Genomic DNA, 22,722 nt, shown 5'->3' on the forward strand with positions numbered 1-22,722 from the left:
TTTAAATCTAGCTAACTATCAAAAACAATACCTATCTATCAATAGACTATGCTAGTGTACAAGAGTTTTATCCCCTTTCGCATAACCTATACTATCTCAGAAAGAGGGGATGAATTATGAGGTACGGGAAAGTGATAAGTAAGATTGGCAATTATGGGATACTTCGTCAGAACTCCACGACTGCTTCTCATCTTCCAGAAACACTTCGTTTCTCTCTCGAGAACTTTAAACAAATGTGTCAGAGATATAATCTGATATACGTGAAGCCAAACGATTCAAGCCAAGGAAAAGGTGTTATGAGAGTTGAAAAACTAGCAAATGGCCAATTCCTCATTAAAGATAGGGACTTAAAAGGGAGAGCGACTGTTTCAGGAGTTCAAGCGGCATATCAGCGGATTTTAGCCAGAAAAATGAAAGGCAGAACATACCTTGTGCAGCAAGGAATTAATAGTGTTATGAAATCCGGTCGCGCCTTTGATATTAGGGCACATTTCATTCGTATAGATGGAAAGTGGACTTGCATGGGGCTTATTGGAAAGCAAGCACCGTCTTTAGGAGTTGTGACAAATGGTTCTAGTGGAGGAACTACCATCTTGGTTCCTACTTTATTACGCTCTAAACTAGGTTACTCTCAACAACAATCTGTGGAGACGCAAAATCAACTTGAACAGATTGCCACAGAATCAGTTAAATCGATTTCTAAAGTGTATCCTTCTTGGCGAGAGTTTGGTGTGGATCTAGCCATTACTCCTAACGGGAAGATTTGGATTTACGAAGTAAATATTACTCCCGGTAGCTCGCTATTTAAACGGCTGAATCCTACTGTTTTCAAAAAAATCTTAGCGAACCGTAGAAGAGCTAGGTGATATTCATAAAGCCCATTGTCCATTGTGGGCTTTTTTATTTTCTCAGATTATGACCGTTTCTGCTTAGTACGTGCGTTTTTGAAGGTATGATCAGTGCTTGAAAATACATACTATAAATACATAGTGAGACTATCCATGATGACGTATTACTGATAAACTAGAGTTATTATTTAATAAGATATAGTATAATCTAAGTAAATTTAGATGAAAATGGAGGCTTTCAAATGAACAAAGTAGTTGTACTTGGAACTGGTCCATCCGGCTTAACAGCAGCGATTTACCTAGCTCGTGCAAACATGAATCCGCTTGTAATTGAGGGTCCAGAGCCAGGTGGACAATTAACCACCACAACGGAAGTGGAGAATTTCCCTGGATTCCCTGAAGGAGTAATGGGTCCAGAGTTGATGCAGAATATGCGTAAACAAGCAGAGCGTTTTGGTGCACGATTTGAACGCGGCTGGGTGAATCGAGTCGATCTGACTAGCAAGCCATTTACATTACATATCGGTGAAGAGAGAGTAGTGGAGACCGAAACATTAATTATCTCTACAGGTGCTTCTGCTAAATTATTAGGGATTCCCAATGAAAAAGAAAGCATTGGTATGGGTGTAAGCACATGTGCTACTTGCGATGGCTTCTTTTTCCGCGATAAGAAAATTATTGTTGTGGGTGGAGGAGATTCCGCGATGGAAGAAGCGAACTTCCTAACGAAATTTGCTTCTGAAGTACGAGTCGTACACCGTAGAGAGGAGCTTCGGGCATCAAAGATCATGCAGGAGCGTGCTAGAGAAAATGAGAAAGTCACATGGAGCCTGAACTGTACTCCGATCGAAGTAGTAAAGGGAGATCAGGGTGTTACGGGTTTAAAAGTGAAAAATAATGAAACGGGCAAAGAAGAGATCATTGAGACAGATGGAATTTTTGTGGCGATTGGTCATACTCCAAATACAAGCTTTTTACCAGATCAGCTAGCAACTGATGAAACAGGCTATATTAAAGTACAACCTGGTACTACACGGACGAATATCCCTGGAGTATTTGCTTGTGGTGATGTACAGGATCATGTTTATCGTCAGGCGATCACAGCGGCTGGAACAGGCTGCATGGCGGCACTAGACTGTGAGCGATTTTTAGAGGGGAACCAAGTGGACGACTGGAGCAAGAGTTTATAAAAATGATATCCTTTCTATGGAGAATTATTTTTTAGGCTGTTATTCTATATTATTGTGATTCATGTTTGGATAAACTAGGGCTATCTTAAGGAGAAAAATCTACTTTAGGATAGCCCTTGAGTATGTTTCTTTTATAAGATTTTTCGTGTGCTTTATATAAAATAAATGCTTATGATTATATATCTAGTTAACTATCTAAATGGTTTCTTTTTTTCACTCTCGTCAACTCGTAAAAATGTGCGCAACATGGAGAGATTGAGCGTTTCAAATTGGAAATTCCAAGATAATGAATCATAACTTATTTTTTTGGGTTCTCAAATAGCTTGCACAATATATAGTGTCGGTTATACTCAAATAGTCACTATATATGGATCGGATGTGGATGTATGATTGAAATAAAGGGGTTAGAGGTAAACCTGAAAATTGGAAATTGGCTAACAGAGGTGGAACGTGACTTTACTCACCTTGATTTTACTAGCTTGGAAGAAGAGACACGATTACAGCTAAGAGAAAATATGTCGCTAGAAGAGCAAATTCAGTTGCTGATTCAAGTAGCGGTTGAAAAAACGAGTGTAGAGGAACCAGACTGGCAGTTTGTGGCTGCTCGTTTTTTAGTGATGTTTCTCTATCGACAAGCAGGTGAAAACCGTCAATTTGATGCTTCTCAGAAATATGGAGACTTTTATTCACTAATTCGTACTTTATCTGAGGAAGGCTTGTACGGTACATATTTATTAGAGACATATAGTACAGAAGAGATTGCATATCTATCATCTGTCATGAAACCTGAACGGGACGAACTTTTTAACTATATTGGTTTGAAAGTTCTGGCGGATCGGTATTTAGTACGTAACTTTCAACAGAAAGTAATGGAATTACCTCAAGAACGCTTTATGATTATCGCGATGCACTTAGCTTCTAAAGAGCAGAACCCTGTGATATGGGCTGAGAAATTTTATGAGGTTTTATCCAGACTTGAACTAACGGTCGCGACTCCAACATTAGCGAATGCTGGAAAGCCTCTTCATCAACTTTCTTCGTGCTTTATTGATACAGTGGATGACTCCTTGTGGTCCATCTATGAAACAAACTCCTCAACAGCTCAAGTTTCCAAGTATGGTGGTGGAGTTGGAATTTATTTAGGAAAAGTCCGGGCTAAAGGTTCTAAAATTCGTGGACATAAAGGCGCATCAGGCGGAGTTATTCCATGGATTCGAAATTACAATAATACGGCTGTTGCGGTTGATCAGTTAGGCGTTCGTCGGGGTGCATTTGCTATTTATCTGGATGTGTGGCACTCCGATATTCTAGATTTCCTCAATCTAAAAACAAACAATGGGGACGATCGCTTAAAGGCGCATGATATTTTCCCGGGGGTTTGTGTTCCGAATTTATTTATGGAACGTGTAGCACAGCGAGGTATCTGGAGTTTATTCGATCCACACGAAGTAAGAGAAGTGATGGGATACTCACTTGAAGATTTTTTTGGGGCTGAATTTGAGCAACGTTATCAAGAGTGTGAGAACCACCCATCCCTTGATTCTGTTGAGATTCCTGCGATCGATATTATGAAGCGGGTTATGGTTAGTGCTTTTGAAACGGGTACTCCGTTTATTTTCTTCCGTGATTGGGTGAACGAAGCTAATCCGAATAAACATAAAGGAATGATTTACTCCTCAAATCTTTGTACGGAAATCTGCCAAAACATGTCTGCAACAGAGTGGATGAGTGAAGAAATTGAGGATGGAATCATCGTTAATAAGCAAAGACCTGGAGATTTTGTAGTGTGTAATCTTTCTTCTATTAATCTCGGCAGAGTGCATAGCTACAAGGATCTTGCCCGAATTATTCCGGTTCAGATGAGGATGCTTGACAATGTAATTGATTTAAATATGTATCCCGTCAAGCAAGCAGAGGTTACGAATCATAAGTATCGTGCTGTGGGCCTAGGCACAAGCGGATATCATCAATATCTAGCCCAACAGAAAATTATGTGGGAATCAGAGGACCACGTAGAGGAAGCAGATCGATTGTTTGAAGAGATTGCATATCAAGCGATTCGTGCTTCGATGGAACATGCCAAAGAAAAAGGACCCTATCCAGCTTTTTCTGGGAGTGAGTGGGATACGGGGGTCTATTTTGAGAAGCGTGGCTATAATAGCGAAAGATGGAATGAGTTGCAACGAGAAGTGGCTGAGCATGGGATGCGAAATGCTTGGGTCATGGCGATTGCCCCAACGGGTTCCACTTCCTTGATTGCGGGCTCTACTGCGGGAATCGACCCTGTGTATGCAAAGTTTTTCGTGGAAGAAAAGCGGGGGGCGTCTATTCCGCAAACAGCTCCTAATTTATCGGTAGAGACAACTTGGTATTACAAAGAAGCACATAAAATTGATCAGAGCTGGAGTATCCGTGCTGCTGGAATGAGACAGCGTCATATCGATCAAGCTCAATCATTTAACTTATATATCACGCCTGAAACAAACGCGAAAGAATTTTTAGAGCTTTATATGGAAGCTTGGAAAAATGGTGTGAAAACGATTTACTACATTCGTAACCAATCTGTAGAAGTAGAAGAATGTGTAAGTTGTTCATCGTAACGAGGGGAGAGCGTAAACATGCAACTAGAGCGGAAGAAAATTTTTAATGAAGACGGACAAAGAGGAACACAGCGCCTAATTAACGGGAATACCACCAATCTAAGAGAGTGGAACCGTATTAAGTATGACTGGGCTCATAAGTTATATCGAACGATGCTAAACAACTTTTGGATTCCAGAAGAGATTCCTCTTGCCTCGGATGCGAAAGAGTTCCAAGAACTAAGTCCAGCTGAACGCCGAGCTTTTGATAAGACGATTTCGTTTCTTAACTTCCTTGATTCCATTCAAGGAGAAAATCTACCTAACATCCATGAATATGTTACGGCACCAGAGGTTTCTTCCTTGCTGAACGTGCAAGCTTTTCAGGAGGAGATCCATGCGCAATCGTATAGCTATATTTTAGATAGTGTATGCTCCCCTGAGACAAGGGAGAACATCTACGACGAATGGCGGAACGATGAACATCTGATGAAGCGAAATCGTTTTATTGCCGACTTGTATCAACAATTTGTAGATCAAAAAAGTGATCATCAATTTATCCGTACATGCATGGCTAACTTCTTGCTAGAATCTCTCTATTTTTACAGTGGATTTTCCTTCTTCTATGCATTAGCGAGACAAGGAAAGATGACTGCTACTGCAACCATCATCAAGTACATTCAACGTGACGAACTAACTCATGTTGTTTTATTCCAAAACATGATCCGAGAGCTTCGCAAAGAAAATCCAGACTTGTTTACGCCAGAGTTTGTGGAGGAATTGCGCGAAATGACGAGAACAGCAGTAGAACATGAAATTGAGTGGGGCAAATATATTACCAACAATGAGATTCAAGGACTTAACAATGAAGTGTTGGAGAAGTACATTAAATTCTTATCCAATGAACGATTGAGCCGTCTAGGATTTGAGGTTTTATATCCTGAAATTCAAACTCACCCGATGAAATGGGTAGAAAGCTTCTCCAACCTTAATGCAACCAAAACGGACTTCTTTGAACAAAAAGTAACCAATTACACAAAAGCAAGCAATCTTGATTTTGGAGATTTGTAAGGTATAGGATTCACATAAGCCCCCTCGTAGCTCTTTTGATGAGAAGAAAGAGCTACGAGGGCTTTCTATATACAGAGTTCCAAATAGGAAAAATACTGGGTTCAGAAGGTAAAGCGATTTACGATTTCGCTATTTGCGTGTATATTGGGTTCTAGAGAACATTGGGTGGAGGAAGGTTTTAGAAATCATTCTGCTCATATAACTTCTGATGATTATGAGAAAATGATAAGCTACCTTGATGATTCGATGAAAAAGTTTAATATTGGTATAGAGGAACGAGCTATAATACTGGGGACTACTCGTTCGGTTAAATATTTTGTGATCCAGAGGCAAGTAACCAAAATGTAGAGACAGAGAAGTGAGAAATGATGAGAGAATCCTGGAAACAAGTAAAATCATGGCATAAGTCATTTGGACTAGCTGCACCAGAAGAGCCGCAGTTACTTCCTGAAGATCGAGTAAAACAACGAATTGGCTTTATGCAGGAAGAATTACAGGAGTTTGCTGAATCTCGAACATTAGAAGATCAAGCGGACGCTATGATTGATTTAATGTACTTTTCTTTAGGGACACTGGTGGAGATGGGAGTAGACCCAGGTGAGTTGTTCGACATCGTTCATCGTGCGAACATGTCGAAGTTGTGGGAAGACGGGAAGCCACGCTATCGAGAGTCTGACGGAAAAGTGATGAAGCCTGCACATTGGCAAGACCCCCAACCTTTATTGAAGAAAGAGATTTTACGACAAATAGAGCAAAAGTAGGGTGAAAAGTAGAAAAGTTGAGGAAAGAAAAAGAAATTGCCTGACAGCATAGCCATCAGGCAACAGAAATTTCTCATAATCGAATTGAACAAGATCCTTTTTGTTGGACCAGAACCCTTACAAGAAATGTAAATTACTCCATGATGAAGAAATGGTCCAGATATGAAAAAGCTACTCAGGATAAGGGATAGAACGCCACGTTATCGGGTTTACACTTATATCTTGTGGGGCATTGCCTACTGGAACCGTCTCAAATCGCTGAGAATCGATTGAACCGTTAATTTCATGTCTCTTCAAATGAAAAATGGGTCACTGATGTAACGGAATTTAAATATTGTAATGTTTTCGGTAATCACAGATTCGCTATGTTGTAGATAGATGAATGTATTCTCCGATATCGTCTACAATACGTTGGATCGATTGATACCAAAAATCTGGTTGTGAAAGATTAAGACCAAAATGTTGAAGTGCCAAATCTTCTACTGATTTCTTCCCTGTCTCTCTTAGAAATTGATTAAAATTCTGAGCAAATTGTTCCCCATCTTGCTTGGCTACTTCTACTAGACCCAAGCTAAAAAGATAACCAAAAGTATATGGATAGTTATAGAAGGGGACATAGGCTCTATAAAATTGTATCGCTTTTATCCATTCAAATGGTTGATATTCACTAAGTTGATCTCCGTAAGCTTTTCTCTGAGCCTCTAGAAACATATCCTCTAGTTCTCTAGCATTCAAAGGGCCAGAGCTCCGTTTTTCATAGAGCTGAGTCTCGAATAGGTAAGCTGCACGAATTCCCATCACGTAAGTAAGGCTGTCTTGTATTTTCCAACTAAGTAATGATTTCTTCTCTTTCGGATCTTTCGAATTTTGAATCATACCGTCAACAAAGAGTAACTGAAAGAATATAGAAGATGTTTCAGCAATGGTCATGCTAAATTGATCTTCCAACAGAACAAGTGAAGAGGAACTTTCTAATTGTCGATAATGCCATGCATGTCCTAATTCATGAGCCAGAATTCTACCACTCTCTATGCTTTCATCATAACTTAAGGAGATACGGGATTCACCATCACTGATAAAGGGAGCACAAAAGCCACCTAGCGGTTTGTTTTTACTTGGTACAGCATCGATCCATCCATTCATTGCAGCTTGATGCATGAAGTTACCCATTGCTGGATCTATTTGATTAGATGTTTGAATAACTTGTTCTATCGCTCTAGAGAAAGGAATCTGAGTGGAAACATGAGACTGTGTCTTAAGTTGATGCCAAGAGATTTTTTCTTGTCCGTATTCGGTCGCTTTCAGGTTTAGATAATGAGTTAATTTAGGAAGAAGACTGTCAATTGTCTCCCACATGGTATCAAGAGTATAACGGGAAAGGCCACTTAATTCCAATGATTCGTCTAATACATCTTTTCGTTTTTTAGCGTGGCAAAGGGCTAGACGAAGACTGGTAATCTGATTCAGAACAGAAGCGAAAAGGTCTGACTCTTGTTCTAGGGTTTGTGTCAGAGATTGAAATACTTGTTTTTGCCTATCTGGATCTGGGTCACTAAGTGCTATTCTGTTTGCTTCACCAAAAGATAGCTTTGTTTTATGAATCCCATCCTCTATGTAGGTTTGTAACTTATTACGAAGTTGGATATACGTATGTTCCAAAGTCTCAAGTCCAGTAATTTTTGTTGCAAAGTCCTCTAGATTGCTAGGGAGGGATTGGCTTTTCTTGCGGAGAGTTGATAAATCAGAAAGAAATGGACGAATAGAAGGAAGACTAGAACATTCAGTGAATTGTTCATCTGTCATCAGGGCAAGTTGTCGTCCTAAATCGGACATCAGGGAACGAACTCCCGCTTTCAGTTTGGAGATACGGCTATATAGTGAGGTGTTTCCGGGATGTCTAGGTGTTTCAGCAGAAAGACAATAATAATAGGAGTCGGCTTTTTCAATTCGTTTAATCAATTGGGAGAAAAGAGACAGTTCTTCTGATTTAATCGGGTTTGAGGTTGAAGAAAGTTGTCTCATGCTATTTAGTAGTGGATCCAAAGTAAACTCTAATTCGTCTAACTCGTTGGATAGCACAGATTCTATCGGTTCAGAATATAGGGTCTTCAGATTCCAACGAGCGGGTTCAGCGATTATTAAATTCATTTGTTGAATTCCTCCTAGCAAATTTTTTGAAGAGCATACTAAAGGTACATTGATAATCAGTTCTTTTAGTTCTTCATAATCAAAACGACTATTTAGTTCAATCATAATAGAACTAAATTCATATGTAAATACAAATTGAATCTATTTATCGTTCTTTCTTCGTTATTTGTTGTGTTATGATTTAGTTAACACCTAGGAACAGGGGGTAAATATGACTTATCAAGTAGAAGCAGGGAACTCGACTGCATATGAACTTCTCTTAAGTTTTCTTTTATATAAACGAAGAGCCAATCTGAAATATATAGATAAAGGCATAGGATGGATTACAGACGTACAAGAGAGGTTAACAGCTGAATTTGAGAAAGAGTTAGAGCAATTTGAAGATATAGCGCTAGGGAATGTTGCGTGTGTATTGATTGAAAAATGCCCGTTTAATCAACAGATAGATTCATTTTTAAGCTGGATGGAAGGGCTAACTGCAGCTGAGATGTATGAATTACTAGCACCACACATCAGAGAAATAGATTCACAGATATTATTAGATTTAGAAAAACAACGAAATCAACTTGTTTATTTTTTATCTAAATGGAACGAGCAGTATTTTCAATTTGAAAGGGTGGAGGATAAGCTAGAAAAAGCGGTTCATGTTTTCAATAAACAAAAGGAACAAATGTCTTCCGTCCAGCTAGTTGAGCACTTTGCCACTGGACTTCAAATTGAGATAAAAGATATAAAACATGTCATTATGATCCCATCTATTCACTTTAGCCCTCTACATACTTTTAGTATTTTGAGAGAAAAAATATTTGTATGGTTCCCACTTAAAACGGGACCATTAAGTGTAGATGAGCTGATTCGTATTGGAAAAAGCCTATCTGATCGAAAGCGCTTAGACATATTACAGTTTCTTTCAGTAGAGAAACATACATTCACCGATGTTTTGAAATATATAGGGGGAGCAAAAGGAAATATTCATCATCATATTATGACACTGCGAGCAGCCGGTCTTGTTCGTGTGCATCTAACCGGAGAGAGTCAGTTTTATCTTAGTACACGAAAAGAATTTGGGTCTGAATTACGAGAAATGCTAAATTCAGTTATTTATCCGAAACACTCCTTTAGAGAGTAATGATTGAAGTGAATTCAAAAAGTTAGACACGAATTTTTAAACAACCTGCAGGGTGTGCGTTCGGTATTGAACCGGACTCATGGGGCCCATTGTCTGTGCGGAGCACAGGACGAAGTTCTTTCTCATAAAGTTGACGTTTTAGCATGCCGCGTTGAATAACCTGAACAGCATGTTTTCCCTTCACAACTAAGTCCAATATGATAATCAACGATGGAGCGATCATATACAGATGAATGGCAGGAGTTAATAAAGGTGAAACAAGTTGATATCGTTGTTTTGGACATGCCTCTTCTAAACACCGTGAAATATAATGGATTGGATTAAATCCCTGGTTTTCGATTTAATACTGCAATTACGTTACATGGCAGAAGATGAGCGTAAACGAATACGAGAAAGACAGGAGGAGGAAATTCAAGTTGCCCTTCAAAATGGAGTCAAGTTTGGTAGAAAAAAATTTGAGATTGATAACCAATTTAGATGGGTGTATCATGCTTGGAAGCAAGGGAATGTACCATTTGTTCAAGTTCGAATTGCTCGTCCTACGGATCAATTAGAGAAAGTAGTTTCATTTTATACAGAAGGTCTTGGATTAGATAAGATCGGAGGTTTTCAAGATCATGATGGATATGATGGGGGAATTTGCGAATACCTATAGCCATTTTTCCCAGCAATACTACCTCACAAAACAAAAGGAACCACTTATTCAGTTTGTATTAGACGTATTGAAGCCTTATGGTGGAAAACATTTTGAGGGATATGTCGTAGGAAAACAGAGAGCAACTACCAGTAATTACACTGGCCCTTCTTTTCCATTAATTATCAAAGAACCCTATCTTCACACTTAGCGTAGTAAAGATAGGGTTCTTCTTGCTATTTCCATCCTTAGCGTATGAAATCCGCGTTTTTCTGTCGGACCCCCTTGTAACGTCTGCTCCTATTTCTCATTTAAAATCAATTCTTTTTTCTTATCCAATCATAAAAAATCGCTTTTTACTCTAACTTTATCAACAAATAGATAATGAAGTAAATAGATATTGTATACCTAGAAGATCCATACTAAAAGGGTGAATAACTTTTTGAAGAGGGCGGGGTGTATGACATGATACGACCGATGGAGCCTGTGTTAATTCAAGAAATAAAATCCAGCTCTGATTATGTGTATCAAGTGAAGTGGGATGGGGTACGTTTAATAAGCGAAATTGAAAATGACCAAGTGCAAATGTATACAAAAAAGGGGCAAGATCGAACCAATACCTATGTAGAAATTAAACAGGAGATTATAAACAAGTTTGCTACACAAACAAAATCCATACTTGATGGAGAAATAATAGCATGGAAAGAACGAAAACCAGACTTTTTTCAAGTGATGAAGCGAGATCGATTAAAAGAATCTTGGCGGATTCAAACAGCCATATATACAAATCCTGTATATTACATTGTTTTTGATTTGTTATGTTGGCAAGGAAAATGGATAACAGATCAACCGCTATGGAAAAGGCAACAACTATTAGAAAGAGAATTTTCTCACGGAGAATTCATACAAGTTTGCCCTACATATGATGAGCCAGAAGAATTAATTCATTTAACACGTGCAAATAATTGGGAGGGAATTGTTTGTAAAGAAAGGGAAAGCGTTTATCATCTTGAAGAAAAACATCCGACATGGTTGAAATATAAAAACTGGAAATATATCACAGGTAATGTGATTGGAGTAAGTATTAAATCCAATTTAGCATATTCTCTATTAATCGTGATAAAAAATGAGAATGGGTACCGTTATATTGGAAAAGTATCATCCGGATTATCTGTAGAGGAAAAGCAGTTGATTACCAGCTGGGCAAGGGAGATCGCTATTCCGAACTCGATTTTAAAAAAACCTCCGCAGATACAGGAAGAGGTTATTTGGACCCCGCCTGTGTTGCAAGTGGAAATTGAATTTCTAGAGTGGACCCCAGATGGTACTATGCGTTCAGCAAAATGTCTGGGATTCAAATAGAGGAACAGATACATCCTCTATTTGAATCCCAGACCAGATTAAAAGACAACGATGGGAGGTAAGAATGGGGCATAAGGGGGAACGAATGGTGGTAACAAGGGTGGAATAGGTAATGGATACGGCGGAAACGGGACTGGAGGATAGGGACCTGGACGATAAGGGAACGGACCTGGGAGAAACGGACCTGGACGATATGGATCTGGGCGATAGGGTGGATGAGGATAAGGTGTATACGGAGGACGTGGTGGCATGTAACTACCTCCTTGTCATTTTATATTTGATTTCTTGTTTTAAACTATGACAAGAGTCTAAATCTGGTACATAATCTGAGGATAAATGGGCAGGTGTGGAGGCATTTATGGGTAAAAAGGTTAAGCAGACGATTCAAATAGATGGTCATGAAATGGATATCTCGAATCCAGATAAACTTTTGTTTCCACAAGCTGAGATTACCAAATGGGACTATCTTCTTTATCTCACACAGCTAGGACCTTACCTGCTACCCTATACACAAAATCGTTTGCTAACCACTATTCGATATCCAGATGGAGTAAATGGAGAGCATTTTTATCAAAAGAATTGTCCTAAAAAGAAACCCGATTTCGTAGATACGATGCGGGTAGATGAGACGGAATATATTCTCCTAAATAATCTTCCTACTTTAGCGTGGCTGGCGAATTTGGCTTGTTTGGAATTTCATGTATCCTTTCACTACGGTACGAATATGAATGCACCAACAGAAGTCGTATTTGACTTGGACCCAAGTACACCTGAGTTCGGTCCTGTACGAGAGACAGCATTACAACTTCAACAGATTCTACAGTCACTCGGACTACAATCATTCCCAAAAACGTCCGGAGCTACTGGACTCCAGGTTTACATTCCAATTGAAAATCGATATACCTTTGATCAGACTCGAAAAGTAACTCAGTTCATTGCAAGATATTTAGCAGAACGCTACCCCAAATTCATTACGGTGGAGCGATTTGTGAAAGATCGTGGGGGTAAAGTGTATGTGGATTATCTACAGCACTGGACAAAAAAGACATTGATCGCTCCTTACTCCCCGAGGGCGAGATCTTCCGCTACTGTATCAACTCCGTTAGAATGGGGTGAGTTAGCACTTTTATCATCACCAACAGAATTTACTCTTCCTACGATGATCAAACGGCTTCAACAAAAAGGGGATTTATTTGCAACTATGGTTCAAGGACCTAGAGAAAGCTTGGATGATATACTAAGTTTTGTAGAAAGACAATAATCTATATACAAGTCATGGGGGATAATGATGAAAACATTATTTACAGAAGCGGTTGTTATTGATATGGTGGATGACACAACGCCTATTCAAAATGGAAACTTGGCAATAGAAGATGGGATAATTACATATGTAGGCCCTGCATTACCAGTAGAAGAACAAAATCAATATGACGAGATTATATGTTGCAAAGGGAAGGCAATACTCCCCGGCTTCGTGAATACACATGGTCACTTGGCTATGACATTATTACGCGGATACGCAGACGATCTTCCTTTACAACAATGGCTTGAAAATGAAATATGGCCAATGGAAGGAAAAATGAATGCGGAGCATGTGTCCGTGGGAGCACATTTAGCGGCACTCGAGATGATTCAAGGTGGAACGACTACCTTTTTAGACATGTACGATAACATGGATGCAGTTGCGAGTGTGGTGGAGCAGACTGGATTACGAGCACGTCTCACACGTGGATGCATTGGATTTGGCGATGATGAGCTACGTAAAAGTAAACTAGAAGAGGCAGCTTCTTTTGCCAAACGGTGGAACGGTGCTGCTGGCGGCCGCATCACAACGATGATGGCACCTCATTCTCCCTATACGTGTGGCCCTGAATTCATTCGCCAATTTGTAGAAAAAGCAGCAGAACTGAGCCTTCCCATTCATACGCATATGTCTGAAACAAAAGCGGAAGTAGAATTAAATGTCCGTGAGTACGGAGCAAGACCTGTTGAACATCTAGATCAATTAGGCTTCTTTGATATCCCTTCCTTAGTTGCGCATGCTGTTCATCTAACAGAAGAAGAAGTTGAACTCCTTGCAAAAAAGAATGTCAAGATCGCCCACAATCCTGGGAGTAATCTGAAACTAGGCAGTGGCATCGCCCCTATTCCGCAGATGATTGCTCATGGGATGCGGCCGAGCTTAGCCACAGATGGGGCGGCAAGTAATAACAATCTCGATTTGTTAGAAGAAATTCAACTAGCTGCACTCATTCATAAAGGACATCTTCAAGACCCTCTCGCTGTTCCGGCTAAAACAGCTCTGGCAATGGGAACGATTTATGGCGCAGAAGCCCTATTTTTAGACAAAGAAATCGGTACTCTCAAGGTTGGCAAACAAGCTGATTTTATTACCCTAGACTTAACCCAAGCACACATGCAACCTCATACCGATGTCGTTTCACACATTGTCTATTCTGCAACCAGATCTGATGTACAAGACGTATATGTTCAAGGACAGCCACTCATGATAAATCGTGAAATGCTTACAATTGACTCAGAAAAAGTAATTTTTGAAGCGAATCAAGCTTTTGAAAACTTACGAGGATAAAGATCCTGCCAGAAGATGGCAGGAGAATTGCTTGGGGTGGTAGGTATAGGCAGGAGATGTATTGTTAAAATAATACCAACTTACACTTTCATATCAATCTCTAGATGAAAACGCAAAGGAAGATCTTCTCTTTGGTCACACCAGTTTCGCTGAAGGGCTGAGGGGGATGCCCATGTTTCAGCGTGTAAAAAAGTATTTGCTTGTTGCAGTTCATCGGGTGACAGATGAACTTGCAGTAAATCAGTAAGCCAGTCTGAGCCTTGTCTTACGTTCACTGCTTCACCTCCCTTGCGATGTACTGATAGTATCACCAGATGGCGAGGCTCTATGATTAGCACATTTTACACAAAAAGCCCAGATGATGGGCTTTTTATTTTTCTTTACCAATCTTTCCATACTTAGGATTGTATAATAATATGATATACTTTCTTGTGGGATATTGATATACAAAGGGGGCGTAAAAATGCCAAGGAAGCAATGGAAAACGATTATAATAAGCTGTGTTGTTACACTTTCTGTTTTATTTGGAGCTTGGAAACTTAGTACTTGGCTTACGCTTCAAAAACCGATTTATGGTGTGTTTGAGTCGGGTGAGAATTTTTTAACCGTAACAGATATTAATGTACAGCCAAACGTTGTTACAGTTCAATTAGAGATTATAGATGCAGATACATTTATCCAAAAATATCCAGAAATGAATCATAAATTACAGAAGATAATTGGGGATAAAAAACTAAAAGTTAATTGGAAAAATAAACCAAATTCATTAACGAAAGACGCTTGGGAAGTAAGTCGCTTCCATATACAAGAAGCAATTGCCCATAAAGAATATGGAAAAATCCCAGAGGTTACCGAAAAAGAAGCCCAAGAAAAAGGTATAGATAGTTTGTCTCGAATTGACGAAGACTATTTGTATATATCGTTTATGGATGGAAAACGTTTTACTGTTGAAATGGTTCCGATCCAGCCGGAGGGAAAGAAACTTGACTAACACCAAAGCATGGATATTGGGTTCTGGTTTTGCCGTCCTTTTTTTCTTAGCTTACTTGAGAGTAGAGATTCCTTTATTAGTAATTTTCGGTCTTGTTCTTCTCGGAATGATACTGACACCTTTATGGAAAGAAAAAAATTGGCCGCAATCTTGGTTAGGGAGTCAGCGTCATTCACAGGATCAATCGCCCGATATCCCCAAAACTTGTTTTGACGATATTGGAGGACAAACACATGCCAAAAAAGAGCTCCAAGAAGCACTTGACTTTCTAATCGAACCTACGCAAACAGAACACTACGGAATTCGCCCTTTAAAAGGCATCCTGTTAGCTGGTCCCCCTGGAACAGGGAAAACACTTCTTGCTAAAGCGGCAGCACATTATACCCACTCTGTATTTACGCATGCTTCTGGCTCTGAATTTGTGGAGCGATATGTGGGAGTCGGAGCGAAAAGAGTTCGGGAATTATTCGAACGAGCCAAAAGAGCAGCAAAAAAGGCACAAGTTTCTAGTGCGATTCTATTCATTGATGAGATAGATGTAATCGGTGGAAAGCGAGATGGCTCTCAACAACGGGAATACGATCAAACACTAAATCAATTATTAACGGAGATGGATGGGATTGCAACGAATCTAGAGGTACAGATTCTGGTGATGGGTGCTACTAACCGAAAAGATTTATTGGACGATGCATTACTGCGTCCTGGGCGATTTGATCGTCTGATTACAGTTGATCTACCCGATCGATCATCCCGTTTGAAGATATTAGAGCTTCACACTCATCTGAAACCGTTGGCTCCTGATGTAGATCTAGAAAAAGTAGCTGAGGAGACGTTTGGTTTCTCTGGAGCTCAATTGGAAAGTTTAAGTAACGAAGCGGCCATTTATGCACTGCGGGAAAAAAGTAAAGAGGTTACACAAAAACACTTGATGTTAGCGATCGATAAGGTAATGATGGGTGAAAAGATCGATCGTGAAACCAGTGAAGAAGAGAAGGAGAGGGTGGCTATTCATGAATTAGGCCACGCTATCATGGCAGAAGTAGTCAATCCTGGTTCAGTTGCTCATGTCGCATTATCGCCAAGAGGGCAAGCGTTAGGGTATGTGCGACATCATCCTGGAGTAGACCGTCATCTTTATACCCAGGAGCATTTGGAGCACCAAATTTTAATTGGGTTAGCGGGTGCAGTTGCAGAGTCCATCGTTTTAGGACACAAGTCAACAGGAGCTCGAAGTGATTATGAACAATGTAATCGATATGCTAAGGCGATTGTGGAATCTGGATTCACAGATCTAGGCATTATTGACATAAACCTACTTCCTAAGGACCAGTTACAAACAAAGATTAGTCAAATTTTAGAGGAACTAGAACAAAAATGTACGAGTCATTTACTGCAATATCGATCATTATTTCCACAGTTCTTGCGCATCCTTTTACAAGAAGAGACATTATCGGGAGATGAATTTCGAGGATTATTATCCCAGAAGGAAAAAAAACTGGTACAATAAAACACGGTTTTATAGGAAAGGGTGTGTAATGGTGTGGATCAAATTCAACAAGTAGTCGTCGTCGGTGGAGGAGTGATGGGTGCTGGAATAGCAGAGTTATTAGCCTCCAAAAGGTTCGAGACTACTATTTTAGAAAAAGACCCACAAGCAGTAGAGCAAGCGAAACGTTCTGTAGTTCATAGTCTCGATCGTAAGTTAGCTAAATGGGGCATTACAGAGGCTGAGAAGAAAATCATCTTAGCCAATCTGCATTTTTCAGTCAACACAAGTGTCTTAAAAGATGCAGATTTTGTAATCGAATCTGTCGATGAGGATATGCAGACGAAAAGAGAAGTTTATCAAATTTGTGATCAATTATGTAAACCTGAAGTGGTGTTCGCTAGTAATACATCTACACTTAGTTTGACGGAAATTGCTGCCATGACACAACATCCAGATAGGGTAATTGGCTTACATTTTGTTTATCCAGTGCCTACCATACCAGTTGTAGAAGTGGTTCGAGGACTTAAAACATCTGACTCAACAGTGAATATAGTGCGTAAATTACTTCCGCAATGGGGATTGTCGGCAGTTGAAGTGTTTGAATCACCCGGCTTTGTGACAACGCGTATGATTGTGCTCATGATTAACGAAGCCACTAATATCTTAATGGAAGGGGTGGCGACAGTAGAAGAGATTGATCGTGCCATGAAGCTCGGATATCAATTTCATGCAGGCCCATTTGAGATGGCGGATCGCTTTGGACTAGACTCCGTATTAGCTGCGCTCGAACAATTATTTCGAGAGTTTGGGGAGCCGAAATTTCGTCCAGCACCTTTACTTAAAAAGATGGTGCGAGCTAAAAGCCTCGGAGTAAAAACAGGGGAGGGCTTTTTCCGTTATGATCAAGAAGGGGTTCGAATCAGTGATGGGGAGGGCTCTAGATCATGAAGGTACTTGTAATAAACTGCGGAAGTTCGTCGATAAAATATCAATTGTTTGATATGACTGATGAGTCAGTACTAGCTTCGGGTCTTGTCGAGAAAATTGGAACCGATGCTGCGATTATAAAACAAGAAATACCGGGTCGCGAGGAACTAGTCCTAACGTCTGAGATATTAGACCATCGTGACGGTTTAAACAAAGTATTATCACTACTCATGTCTGAGGAGCACGGAGTGATTCAGAGTGCAGATGACATATTGGCAGTTGGTCACCGTGTGGTTCATGGTGGAGAGTTTTTCTCCGAGTCGGTCGTCATTACAAGCGAAGTCCGCCAAGCGATTCGAAAAACAATTGATCTAGCACCTTTACATAATCCTCCTAATTTACTAGGGATCGATGCTGCTCAGGCTCAATTAGCAAACGCAGTTCATGTAGCTGTTTTCGATACCGCATTTCATCAAACCATGCCCGATTACGCATTTATGTATCCAATCCCACGCGTCCTATACCAAAAGCATCGGATACGTCGCTATGGGTTTCACGGTACATCACATAAATATGTAGCTCAAAAAGCGGCTGAATTTCTCGGACGACCTCTGGAGAATTTGAAACTTGTTATTGCACATATTGGAAACGGGGCGAGTCTTTCTGCTATAGAATACGGGAAATCGGTAGACACCAGCATGGGAATGACACCTTTAGAAGGCTTGATGATGGGTACGAGATCAGGGGATATCGATCCAGCAATTGTTCCATTTGTGATGGCAAAAGAAGATCTTACACTCGGAGAAGTTCAGTCTATGTTAAATAAACATAGCGGTCTTTTAGGGGTATCTGGTTTATCGGGCGATATGAGGGAAGTGACGGAGGCGATGTTTGATGGGAATCCACAAGCAAAACTAGCCATTGAAATGTATGTATATCGTCTACGCAAGATGATCGGGGCTTACTTCGCGGCGTTAAATGGAGCTGATGCACTTATTTTTACAGCTGGAGTAGGAGAAAATGCTTCTTTGATCCGTGAAAAAGTTTGTTCCGGTTTATCGTATCTTGGCATGGAGATCGATTTAGAAGAAAATTCGGTTCGCAGAAAGGAAGACCGAAGAATTAGTACTTCACAGTCTAAAATCGATGTTTTAGTCATTCCTACAAATGAAGAATTAATGATTGCACGGGATGCAAAAAATCTGGTCTCTTCTCGTTCGACAATGTTATGATGATAGTGATGTAGTTCTATTCTTACTAGATAGAAAGGATTTGTACATGAGACTATCAAAACGAGTTCAACAGCTTGAACCATCCCCAACACTCGCTATCACGGCAACGGCAAAAGCTTTAAAACAACAAGGCCATGATGTCATCGGTTTAGGGGCTGGAGAGCCAGACTTTAATACTCCCGCACATATTATCAATGCCGCAAAGGAAGCAATGGATCAAGGGTTGACCAAGTACACACCTTCTAGTGGTATTCCTGAATTGAAAAAAGCGATCGTGGAAAAGCTACAACGAGAAAATAACTTAACCTATACTACCAGTCAAGTAACGGTAACGGTAGGTGCGAAAAATGCTTTATATGATTTGTTCCAAGTGATTTTAGATCCAGGTGATGAAGTGATTGTCCCATCTCCTTATTGGGTTAGTTACCTTGAACAAATCAAGTTAGCAGGTGGAGTGCCCATTGTCATCGTAGGGGAAGAAGCCAATCAATTTAAAATTACACCTACCCAGCTCAAAGAAGCAGTCTCATCCCGTACGAAAGCTGTTATCATTAATAGTCCTTCCAACCCCACAGGTATGCTATATTCGGCAGATGAGTTGAGGCTACTTGGCGAAGTGGCCATCGAGCACGACTTCCTGATTGTTTCGGATGAAATTTATGAACACCTCATCTATGACGAGGGCCTACATCATGTAAGTATGGCTAGTCTAGGGGAAGAGTTTTATAAACGAACTGTTATCATTAACGGAGTTTCTAAGACTTATTCGATGACGGGCTGGCGGATCGGGTTTGCCGCAGGTCCACCTGACATCATTACAGCTATGACCGACTTGGCAAGTCATAGCACTTCCAATCCCACTTCCATCGCTCAGTATGCGGCGATTGCAGCATTTAACGGATCTTTCGAACCTGTAGAAGAGATGAAAAAAGCGTTTAAAGAGCGAAGAGATTATGTGGTTGATCGATTAAACAAAATCCCTGGATTTGTGTGCCAAAAACCTCCAGGAGCATTCTATGCCTATGTAAATATTCGCCAAGTGTTAGATTCATCCGAAAAGTATCAAACAGCGGATGAATGGGCAACAGCACTGTTAGAAAAAGAATTAGTCGCAGTTGTTCCGGGAGCTGGTTTTGGCTCTGATGATCATATGCGCATTTCATATTCCACTTCACTAAAACAGCTACAAGAAGGTTTAGACCGGATTAAACGTTTTGTAGCAGGCAATGAATAAAAGAGTGTCGTGAGAAGCATTTCCTGTTTTCTTAGAACAAGGAGATGCTTCTTTTTTATGAGTATGGTTCACAGCTCTTTAACAAACACTAACAAAAAAACTTTAGGTGTTGGAACCCATGTGTAGCTTACAAATAGAAGAAGTAACTTTACATAATCATGGAGATGAAATTATATCGAGCTGGAACGCCTCATTTATAGCGGGAGAGAGTGTTAGCATTTATAGTGGAAAGCAGATCACGAGTACAGCGATCCTCTTGATGTTAGGTGGATACCTAAAACCTGAGCAAGGTGCTGTCTGGCTGGTGGAAGAGGGGAGGAAAAAACCGGTCTCCCCAGCACATATAGGGATTGCTTCCATTCATCATATTTATGAACCCATTCCCTATCTACGAGTAGAGGAAATGCTTCTTTTACAAGCAAACCTATTTCGAGTAAAGAAGAAAGAAGAACTCATCGAAAAGGTGATGGACGATTGGAATTTAGATGGTGTACGAAGAGATCGGTATGTAGATCTATCCCCTATCAATCAACTAAAAGCGTCAATCGCTGCCGCTTTGATACATCAGCCTCAGATTCTCCTATTAGACCACCCAGAGCTTGGATTAACGGATGAAGAATGGAGACAGTTTTCATCTATTCTGCAACCGATCGTACAGCGAGATAAACTCATTTTGATTCTGACAACCTTGCGACGGGACGTATGGAATGAGTATCAAACGAAAATGGATCTTTCCATTAAAAAGGAGGACCGGCTATGATCTCTTGGTACATTGCTCAAGCGGAGTGGAAGCGTATTTGGAGGAATCGCTTAGGGAGATTAGCGATCCTAGCCATTTTATTCGTTCCACTTCTCTATTGCGGCCTATATCTATATGCTTTTTGGGATCCTTATGGATCTCTAAATCGACTCCCTGTCGCACTTGTGAACGAGGATCAAGGAGGGGTCTATAAAGGAGAGAGACAGAACCTAGGTCATGAATTAGTAGATGAAATAAAGGAAAAAATCGATGTAAATTGGCATGTAGTCAATCGCAGCGAAGCAAAAGAGGGAGTGGAAGGAGATAAATACTTCCTAGCGATCATCATTCCCTCTGATTTCACAGAGCGCTCCTTATCCATCTCCACTTCAAATCCCAAAAAGGCAAAGTTGGACTTTATTCGAAACGAAGGAAAGAACTATGTTGCCGGGCAGATCGCCATGCGGATTGAAAATGAGCTTAGTACGGGGATTGGTAAGAAATTTACACAAGAATATATATCAAACATTTTTGACTTGATCAATGAATCAAAGGAAGGGCTTACCAAAGCGGCTGAGGCGGCAGGAAAAATCGCAGATGGGACCAAAAAGTTGTCGGAAAGTAGCAATCGTATCCAGGAAGCGATCACTAAAGCATCCGATGGTGCAAAACAAATTTTATCAGGCACACGTACTCTTCAACAATCTGCTGGACAACTGGAAGATGGTGCAAGACAAGTAAACGATGGAACCAAGCAGCTAGTGGAGAAAGTAGAGCAGGTAGGGGACCGTGTACAAGAAATTCAGAGACTATTTCCCTTTCAAGCGGGGAAGATATCCCAAAAATTTCAAGATCTACAGCACGATGTGGAGAAAATCAGGACGTTAGCCGATGGAACCGATAGACTATACCAAGGGTTAATACGGTTTCACAAAGGAACTGACGATCTAGAGAGTTCCATCTCTCAATTAACCAATGGGCTAAACGAACTAAGCCAAAAACTACCAGAATTTGTAGCGAATATGGAGAAAGTGTCTACGAGCAATCAGCAGTTAGCCCGAAAACTAAATGAAGCCTCGACCGGCTCTGAAGCAGATTCCAAGATTCTAGCTGAAATCGTATCAGATCCAATCGATACTGAAGATAAAAGCACCCATCAAGTAGGAGAATACGGAGTCGGGCTTGCGCCTTACTTTTTACCACTTTCTTTATGGATCGGTGCCCTCATGCTGTTTTTTGTTCTGCCGATCAATGAAAAGAGATGGAAGTTTGGCCCTTACCGATTAGGTTTGGTTCCGCTCGGACAGTTCCTATCCCTATATCCAATTGGAATCTTTCAAGCGATCTTAACGGGTAGTATTGTTCATTATGGGCTTGGTTTGCCGATTGAACTGGGGGTTTCGTACTATCTATTTTTAATCTGTATCTCTTTAATGTCTATCACCGTTATTGGATTCTTCATTGGTACGTTTGGCGATGGTCCGGGAAGACTGTTAGCTATTGTAATCTTGGTTTTACAACTAGTCTCAAGCGGGGGCACATTTCCAACAGAGCTAATCCCAGGTCCATTGCAGAAGATTTCAGGATTCCTCCCCATGTCCCACGGAGTAAATGGACTGCGCAATATTATCGCCTTAAATCGTCCAGAAGAAATGCTTCGTTACTTTATCGCGATATTAGGCTTCCTAGCACTTACATTAATCGGAAGTGTCTTAATCCAGCGTCGCTCCTTCAAATGGAAAGACCTGAAACCACGTGATCGATTAGAAGTGGGATAGTGAGTAAAGAGCTTACAGGA

21 protein-coding genes are annotated in these 22,722 nt (G+C 40.4%); 18 read left to right on the plus strand and 3 right to left on the minus strand.

Annotated features, from left to right (window positions below):
- The first annotated feature begins 116 nt into the window (after positions 1-116).
- The 5 genes from BLU58_RS05550 (at position 117) to BLU58_RS05575 (ending at position 6,449) form a co-directional block, all read left to right on the plus strand.
- Positions 117-866, plus strand: a complete 750-nt coding sequence (locus BLU58_RS05550) for a YheC/YheD family protein (RefSeq protein WP_093291233.1) — start codon at positions 117-119, stop codon at positions 864-866.
- Positions 867-1,090: 224 nt separating this feature from the next.
- On the plus strand, positions 1,091-2,038 hold the full coding sequence (gene trxB, locus BLU58_RS05555; protein WP_093291234.1) for a thioredoxin-disulfide reductase: 948 nt from the start codon (positions 1,091-1,093) through the stop codon (positions 2,036-2,038).
- 386 nt (positions 2,039-2,424) lie between these two features.
- Complete coding sequence (locus BLU58_RS05560) at positions 2,425-4,638, plus strand: ribonucleoside-diphosphate reductase subunit alpha (protein WP_093291235.1); 2,214 nt, start codon at positions 2,425-2,427, stop codon at positions 4,636-4,638.
- An 18-nt stretch (positions 4,639-4,656) separates the two neighbouring features.
- Positions 4,657-5,688 (plus strand): ribonucleotide-diphosphate reductase subunit beta, encoded by a 1,032-nt coding sequence (locus BLU58_RS05565; RefSeq protein ID WP_093291236.1) that lies wholly within the window; start codon positions 4,657-4,659, stop codon positions 5,686-5,688.
- Positions 5,689-6,056: 368 nt separating this feature from the next.
- Positions 6,057-6,449 carry a pyrophosphohydrolase domain-containing protein gene (locus BLU58_RS05575; protein WP_093291238.1) on the plus strand — a complete coding sequence of 131 codons (393 nt, stop codon included), beginning with the start codon at positions 6,057-6,059 and terminating at the stop codon, positions 6,447-6,449.
- 363 nt (positions 6,450-6,812) lie between these two features.
- Here BLU58_RS05575 and BLU58_RS05580 read toward each other — a convergent pair whose 3' ends face one another.
- Complete coding sequence (locus BLU58_RS05580; protein ID WP_093291239.1) at positions 6,813-8,597, minus strand: M3 family metallopeptidase; 1,785 nt, start codon at positions 8,595-8,597, stop codon at positions 6,813-6,815.
- A 211-nt stretch (positions 8,598-8,808) separates the two neighbouring features.
- Between BLU58_RS05580 and BLU58_RS05585 the strand changes: the two genes are divergently transcribed.
- The gene (locus tag BLU58_RS05585) at positions 8,809-9,726 is read left to right on the plus strand and encodes a winged helix-turn-helix domain-containing protein (protein WP_093291240.1); all 918 of its coding nucleotides are present in this window, start codon (positions 8,809-8,811) and stop codon (positions 9,724-9,726) included.
- A gap of 22 nt (positions 9,727-9,748) precedes the next feature.
- On the opposite strand, the gene BLU58_RS16320 is transcribed toward BLU58_RS05585, so the two are convergent.
- Positions 9,749-9,934 (minus strand): hypothetical protein, encoded by a 186-nt coding sequence (locus BLU58_RS16320; protein WP_176786508.1) that lies wholly within the window; start codon positions 9,932-9,934, stop codon positions 9,749-9,751.
- 102 nt (positions 9,935-10,036) lie between these two features.
- On the opposite strand from BLU58_RS16320, the gene BLU58_RS16860 reads away from it, so the two are divergent.
- The 5 genes from BLU58_RS16860 (at position 10,037) to BLU58_RS05615 (ending at position 14,312) form a co-directional block, all read left to right on the plus strand.
- Positions 10,037-10,381, plus strand: a complete 345-nt coding sequence (locus BLU58_RS16860) for a recombinase (protein WP_255404616.1) — start codon at positions 10,037-10,039, stop codon at positions 10,379-10,381.
- A 444-nt stretch (positions 10,382-10,825) separates the two neighbouring features.
- Positions 10,826-11,722 (plus strand): ATP-dependent DNA ligase, encoded by an 897-nt coding sequence (locus BLU58_RS05600; protein WP_143123714.1) that lies wholly within the window; start codon positions 10,826-10,828, stop codon positions 11,720-11,722.
- Positions 11,723-11,834: 112 nt separating this feature from the next.
- Positions 11,835-12,023: a hypothetical protein gene (locus BLU58_RS16325; RefSeq protein ID WP_093291243.1), complete on the plus strand. Its 189-nt coding sequence runs from the start codon at positions 11,835-11,837 to the stop codon at positions 12,021-12,023.
- A gap of 57 nt (positions 12,024-12,080) precedes the next feature.
- On the plus strand, positions 12,081-12,983 hold the full coding sequence (ligD, locus tag BLU58_RS05610) for a non-homologous end-joining DNA ligase (RefSeq protein WP_093291244.1): 903 nt from the start codon (positions 12,081-12,083) through the stop codon (positions 12,981-12,983).
- 24 nt (positions 12,984-13,007) lie between these two features.
- Complete coding sequence (locus BLU58_RS05615) at positions 13,008-14,312, plus strand: amidohydrolase (protein ID WP_093291245.1); 1,305 nt, start codon at positions 13,008-13,010, stop codon at positions 14,310-14,312.
- A gap of 80 nt (positions 14,313-14,392) precedes the next feature.
- Here the strand turns inward: BLU58_RS05615 and BLU58_RS05620 are convergent, their stop codons facing one another.
- Positions 14,393-14,587, minus strand: a complete 195-nt coding sequence (locus BLU58_RS05620; RefSeq protein ID WP_093291246.1) for a hypothetical protein — start codon at positions 14,585-14,587, stop codon at positions 14,393-14,395.
- Positions 14,588-14,775: 188 nt separating this feature from the next.
- Here BLU58_RS05620 and BLU58_RS05625 point away from each other — a divergent pair, with 188 nt between their 5' ends.
- The 7 genes from BLU58_RS05625 to BLU58_RS05655 all read left to right on the plus strand — a co-directional run bounded on the left by BLU58_RS05625 (position 14,776) and on the right by BLU58_RS05655 (position 22,702).
- Positions 14,776-15,303: a hypothetical protein gene (locus BLU58_RS05625; protein ID WP_093291247.1), complete on the plus strand. Its 528-nt coding sequence runs from the start codon at positions 14,776-14,778 to the stop codon at positions 15,301-15,303.
- Positions 15,296-16,810, plus strand: coding sequence for an AAA family ATPase (locus BLU58_RS05630; RefSeq protein WP_255404617.1), 1,515 nt, complete (start codon positions 15,296-15,298; stop codon positions 16,808-16,810). Before BLU58_RS05625 ends, BLU58_RS05630 begins: the two co-directional genes overlap by 8 nt.
- A gap of 33 nt (positions 16,811-16,843) precedes the next feature.
- Positions 16,844-17,740 carry a 3-hydroxyacyl-CoA dehydrogenase family protein gene (locus BLU58_RS05635; protein ID WP_255404618.1) on the plus strand — a complete coding sequence of 299 codons (897 nt, stop codon included), beginning with the start codon at positions 16,844-16,846 and terminating at the stop codon, positions 17,738-17,740.
- Complete coding sequence (locus BLU58_RS05640; RefSeq protein WP_093291249.1) at positions 17,737-18,951, plus strand: acetate/propionate family kinase; 1,215 nt, start codon at positions 17,737-17,739, stop codon at positions 18,949-18,951. The genes BLU58_RS05635 and BLU58_RS05640 overlap by 4 nt, the downstream gene beginning before the upstream one ends.
- Positions 18,952-18,997: 46 nt before the next feature.
- Positions 18,998-20,185, plus strand: a complete 1,188-nt coding sequence (locus BLU58_RS05645; protein WP_093291250.1) for a pyridoxal phosphate-dependent aminotransferase — start codon at positions 18,998-19,000, stop codon at positions 20,183-20,185.
- Between the two features lie 118 nt (positions 20,186-20,303).
- The gene (locus BLU58_RS05650) at positions 20,304-20,945 is read left to right on the plus strand and encodes an ATP-binding cassette domain-containing protein (protein ID WP_093291251.1); all 642 of its coding nucleotides are present in this window, start codon (positions 20,304-20,306) and stop codon (positions 20,943-20,945) included.
- Complete coding sequence (locus BLU58_RS05655) at positions 20,942-22,702, plus strand: YhgE/Pip domain-containing protein (protein ID WP_093291252.1); 1,761 nt, start codon at positions 20,942-20,944, stop codon at positions 22,700-22,702. Before BLU58_RS05650 ends, BLU58_RS05655 begins: the two co-directional genes overlap by 4 nt.
- The last annotated feature ends 20 nt before the right edge of the window (positions 22,703-22,722 follow it).

It is taken from the genome of Thermoactinomyces sp. DSM 45892, assembly GCF_900107305.1.
GTDB lineage: Bacteria > Bacillota > Bacilli > Thermoactinomycetales > Thermoactinomycetaceae > Baia.